Below are 5,653 nucleotides of genomic sequence, written 5' to 3'. Positions count from 1 at the left end.
CAGATGGCGCATCAGTAGTAAGACCTGTAGCTGGGTCAACCAACTTAGCAGGATATTCTGCGCTTGGTGTGATCGCAATCTTATCGCCATTTAAGTTAGTAGCAGATGTATTAAAGGTAGGTGTTTCTTTTTGAGTTGCTCCTTGAACATCAGTCGATGTCTTATCAACCCCTTCAATTTCAATCGGAGTGACTGTTGGAACGTATTGACCATCCATGGTATTCAACTGACCATTAATGTTTGGTTCTTGATCTGGGAATTTTGTTGACCAACCAGTGTCATAGCCATTGTTATCTGAACGACGGATAGAAATACCATCAGCTGTTCCTAGGAAGTTATCTTCTGGGATAAATTCAACGTCTACGTCTTTACCATTGGCAGTAATCTTGTACTTCCCTTGACCTGGTACAACATAGTAACCATCTGCATCAAGAGTCGCACGGTTACCATCTTTATCAACGATGTATGGTTCTACAGTTTCGTCGATGACTGCCTGAGAGTTGCGTTCATACTTGTGTTCACCACGAGCTGTAAAGGTTACTGTAGCTGTTTGTTTAGTAGCTTGAGGACCAGAAGTTTCCTTAAATTCCCCTTTTGGTGGGTGGGTGATTTGTGTCTTGAAGTCTTCTACTTCCCCTGAGAAAGCCATACCAGTTGGGTTTTCAATCTCGTTCGCTTTCTTAGCGATACGAACACGAGCACCTAACTCTTTAACGCTTGGGTCGACGTAAGTCTTGCTGTTCGCAAAGGTCAACTCAACAGTGCCATCTTGTGTGATTGTAGCGAGATTTGAGCGTTCATCCTCATCGAATTTACCATTTTGGTTAAAGTCTACCCAACCATAGATATGTGCTTCTGAAGCTCCATCCGTATGAGCTTGAACTGACATCTTGTAGTTGCCTGGTTTGGTACGGTCCATTTTGATCATCTCATTAGTTGTACCTTTGAGTTCATCTGGAAGCAATTGGTTAATTCCTTCATCGGCCGTAGTTGTCTTATCATCACCGAACCAGTCTTGAGTAGTGTTTTCATCCATATCTGGGCTAACGCTACCAAGATACGGTTGATTTACTTTAGCTCCAGTAACACCGTCAACAGTTGCAATGGTATGGACTGCCTTACCATATGACTCAGGAGCATCCCCTTCATCAAGTGGGAAGAATCCTAGCATTGCTGACTGTTTACCACCTGAAGCGATATAAAGCCCCACTTCAGATGCTCCACGTGTCATCACGAGTGGAACTGTGTTATTACCTGCAGAAATATTTGGTCCAAAGATACCAGTTCCTAGACCACCTGTAACTTGGTCAGGATTTCCAAAGTACTTCCATGCTACTGGTTTCTTTTCTGGTCCAACTTCAGTAGAATCACGAAGTTGTCTTAGGTTAATGTTATTATATTTAGGTTTAGATCCCAGAAGGTTCTCTGTATCTTGTGGTTGATAAGGTACAGAGGTGGCTGGTCTAGTAGTTTTCTTCCATTCCCCAATGTGCTTCCAGCCTTCTCCATTGGTAGTGAACATAACAAATTCACCAGGGTTAGCAGACTCGCCATCAGCCATAACAATAGCTGGCTTAACTTTCTTTCCACGGAAGGTTGCAGAGATTTCAAACTGAACTCCAATATTTCCACCATTCATAGCTGAAGCCATGGTAGTCTTCTTGGCTTTCGTATCAACATTTTCATGTTTAATTTCAGTCCAATTATTTTGAGCATCAGCGACAACGTCGGCTTCCATGCCATCGTTAAAAGCTTTTTTAGCCCCTGTTGAGGTAACACCCTTTACATAGCCATTTTTTGCATTTGGATCATAGGTCGCTTTTTCAGCTTCTGTAGCCCCTTGCTCTTCCATCCGTTTTTTATAGATTTCAGTCGCTTGGAAAGGTTTCAAGGATTTAACTTTTACAGTGACCACATAGCCAGGCATGATTTCCTTGGTATAGGTAGCGCCAACTTGAAGAGCTAATTTTTCTTCTAAATCTTTATCAGGAAATTGGTCATTTTTAGGAACCATGACTTTTTTTGCACCTGTCCAGTTGGCTACATCTCCAAAGTCCAACCAAGTAATCTGGCTAGTCATAGATTTGGCATCAATATCTGTTGTAAAGCCAGGTTTTTCTACCTTTGGAGTTGAAGTTGCGTCTTCAACGTCATCCCCAATCAAGCTTTCATCATTTGGGTCACCGACTGCACGGCGAGTACGGCGACGGCCTCTTGTTTCCTCTGTTGAAGGTGTATTAGTAGTTGCCGGTGCTTCCACACCCGCAGCCACTTCTTCTTTCTTATCTGTTGCAGCTGCTTCTGTTGCCTTATTGCTTGGGTTTGTTGAAGCTTCTGCTGCTGCAGGAGTTGCTACTGGTTTTTCTTCAGTCGCAGCTGCTGTTGTTGGTTCTGTCGCTGCAGCTGGTGCAACACCTCCGGCAGTTACTGCTGCTTCAGCTTTATAAGTAGTAGCTGCAACTGGAGCTTCACTTGTTGTAGCAGTGTTCGCTTCAGTTGTTGTAGAAGCAGGAGCTTCTGTTGTTGTAGCAGGTTGAGTCGCTCCTTCTGTTGCCGTTGCAACAGTTGCTTGGTTCTCTGCGTTATCATCGGCTGCTACGCTTGACGCTGTACCAACCATAACGAGCGTTCCTAATAGGACAGAGCAAACTCCGACGTTCAATTTACGAATCGAGAATCTGCTAATGCGATCATTAAATAAATCTTTTCCCATTTTTTCCTCCGTATTTTTTTCAAAATAATAAACTAATTTATTGGCCTTAATTTTAAACCTTATATATTCTATCAGAATAATTTAAAATATCAAAGCGAAATGACTCAAAAAAATAATCATTTTTTAAATTATTGATGATATTACTAATCATTAAATTTAAATAATAGGAAGTATGGTTCATTTTTATGAAAAAACTTAAACTTTCTTCCTATATATAGTGATTATTTGTTTAAATCCTAAATAGCCAAATCAAACTTCAATTGAGGTTTGACTGGATCATAATCTTCCAAAACAAAGTCCTCGGCTCTAATATCAAAGAAATTGGTACCATCTGGCACATTTAAAACCAAGCGAGGTTGGCAGTCCGAAGGCTGTCGTCTAAGCAACTCTTCTGCTTGTTCAAATTGGTTATCATAGATGTGAAGGTTGTTAATGAAATAGAAGAATTTCCCAACCTTCCAGCCAAAATGCTTGGCGATCATCATCTGAAGAGCCACATACTGCATGGCATTAATGTGATGAGCTACCAACATGTCATTCGAACGTTGGGTCAAGGTCGCATCCAGATAGATTTCCCCATCTATACGGCGCACATCAAACATGGTTTGAAAAGCACAAGGTAAGAGTCCTTCGCTCTCCTCAAAGGCTTGGTAGTCCCAGAGAGAAATGATATTGCGTCGATTCCAGGGATTCGCTTCCAGCTGTTTGAGAATCTTGTTAATGATGTCGTGCTTTTTAACGACAGCGCCATACCGCTCTCCAATCGTTCCCGTATCCCCAACTTCCCAGTCATTCCAATAATAAACTTGGTACTTGTCATTTAGGAGTTCCAGACTATTGGACTGGTCCTGGTAGATCCAGAGCATCTCCTTGATAGCCGACTTGATGGCAATAGGACGAAGAGTTGTAATAGGATACTCGCCCTTGGCCAGATCAAACTCCATAAAAGCTCCAGTGATGTACTTGGAATTGGCTGTTGTGCCATCCTTGTACTTGGGCCGAGCTTGCTCAGACCAGACGCCTTCTTCCATAATTCTTCGAATATTTTCTTTAAAAAGGATATCTGCTTTTGTCATTCAATCTCCTTAAATACTGTAATACCTACATTATAACACAGGATAAAAGAAAAGAGGTCCAAATGATACGATTTGGATCTCTTTCAAATAAATTCTATTGTAGCACAAGTGATGCAGCTCCAATAACTCCTGCATCATTTCCAAGATTAGCAAGCACCAATTGGGTTGACGTACGGACTTGTGGGAAGGTATTCTCGTCAAAGACCTTTTGAACCCCATCCAAGAGGAATTGTCCTGCTGCTGATACACCACCACCGATGACAATGTTGGCTGGGTTCAAGACACTAGCGATGTTGGCGCAAGCAATACCCAAGTATTGAGAGAAATGACGGTAGACAATCAAGGCCAACTCATCTCCATCTTTAGCAAGATCAAAGACTGTCTTAGCTGTGACTTCTTCGCCATCATCAATGAGACGTTTCAAGGTCGCATCTCCTGCGTATTCATCTGCATAACGGCGGGTCAAATTGACAATACCAGTCGCTGAAGCTACTGTTTCCAAGCAACCTTTCTTCCCACAGGTACAATCAAATGGACGATCAAAATCAACTGTGATATGGCCAAGTTCACCAGCAACACCACCTGCACCGTGCAAGAGTTTTCCTTCTGCTACGATACCGCCACCAACACCAGTTCCAAGTGTCATGAAGACGACATCCGGTTGGTTTTCACCAGCACCTTTCCAACGTTCACCAAGGGCAGCTACGTTGGCATCATTATCGATGAAGAAAGGAATTCCCAAGGCAGATTCAATATCTTTCTTGATAGGCTGTACAGTTTTCCAGTTGAGGTTGTAGGCTCCAACGACAGTTCCTTCGAAGCGATCCACTGCACCAGGAGAACCCATCCCGATTCCAATAAAATCTTCTGCGGATAAGTTCAACAATTCCAAGCGGTGTTTGATGGAAGCGATGATATCAGGAACGATATGGCTTCCTTCGTCGAGGATATTGGTCTTGATAGACCACTTCTCTTGAATCTCTCCTTCTTGCGTCAAAATGGCAAATTTGACCGATGTTCCACCTAAGTCAATACCAATAATTTTTTTGGACATTTTACACTCCTTTGTTCCTATTCTCTTGACACTAGTATACCAAAATGTGAAAAGGGTTTCAATTGTTTTTCAAGAATTCTCTCAATTTCATTTACAAAAAAAGAACCTGTCTGCAAAAACACAGACAGGAGTTCATTACTCTTCGTTATGAAGTTTTAAAAAGAGCCTCAAGGATTGGACCCCAATCACGAAGAAGAACAAGCCCAAAATATGTAACAAGAAGATACTAATAGATAGTGGACTGACAATGAGAAATAAACCTATAAACAGCTCAATCAGCCCCCAAAATGTAAACTTCTTGGATAATTCTTCTGATCGTTTGGATAGGTAATGGGCTTTTTTCAAACTCAAGGCAGACTTATACAAGAGCCAAATTCCAAGTGTAATCGGAAAGACAATCGGCAAGGTCTTATAGCCATATAGCAAGAGATAGACTGCAAAGACTAGCGAGACCACGCTTTGAAATAAATAGGGATCCGACAAGGTCGCTTGGGTCCGTAGACGATAGTAACGCGACAAACGCGAAACTGAAATCAAGAAAAATCCCAGAGAAATCAACCAACTAAAGGTGGCAATTTTTTCGATTGGATTCACAAAGAGAATAAAACCAATGCCACAAAATAAAAATGATGACAATAACAGACTGTATTTGCTAATATGATGCATTCTTTCTCCTTTAGTTTTCTGCCAGCTCACTCAAGTACTCATAGCGTTCGTACTTGGTTAAAAGTCGCTCGTTTTCTTCATCCATCTGACGCTGGAGACTGGACAACTTACCGAAGTCAGAACCATTCTCATTCATCTCAGCCT

At 41.8% G+C, this 5,653-nt stretch carries 4 protein-coding genes; all 4 read right to left on the bottom strand.

What is annotated here, in order from left to right:
• On the bottom strand, nucleotides 1-2,713 hold a 2,713-nt coding region (locus ACLOR3_RS03775; RefSeq protein ID WP_412037008.1), incomplete at its 3' end, for a CshA/CshB family fibrillar adhesin-related protein.
• Nucleotides 2,714-2,949: 236 nt separating this feature from the next.
• Nucleotides 2,950-3,789, bottom strand: coding sequence for a thymidylate synthase (locus ACLOR3_RS03770; RefSeq protein WP_411400365.1), 840 nt, complete (start codon nucleotides 3,787-3,789; stop codon nucleotides 2,950-2,952).
• A 94-nt stretch (nucleotides 3,790-3,883) separates the two neighbouring features.
• Nucleotides 3,884-4,843 carry an ROK family glucokinase gene (locus ACLOR3_RS03765; RefSeq protein ID WP_048716086.1) on the bottom strand — a complete coding sequence of 320 codons (960 nt, stop codon included), beginning with the start codon at nucleotides 4,841-4,843 and terminating at the stop codon, nucleotides 3,884-3,886.
• Nucleotides 4,844-4,978: 135 nt separating this feature from the next.
• Nucleotides 4,979-5,509 carry a DUF308 domain-containing protein gene (locus ACLOR3_RS03760; protein WP_140814032.1) on the bottom strand — a complete coding sequence of 177 codons (531 nt, stop codon included), beginning with the start codon at nucleotides 5,507-5,509 and terminating at the stop codon, nucleotides 4,979-4,981.
• Nucleotides 5,510-5,653: the final 144 nt, after the last annotated feature.

The sequence above is a fragment of the Streptococcus intestinihominis genome (genome assembly GCF_046824975.1).
Lineage (GTDB): Bacteria > Bacillota > Bacilli > Lactobacillales > Streptococcaceae > Streptococcus.
The sequence above is the reverse complement of the archived record's forward strand: the minus strand, read 5'-3'. Positions and strand labels throughout refer to the sequence as shown.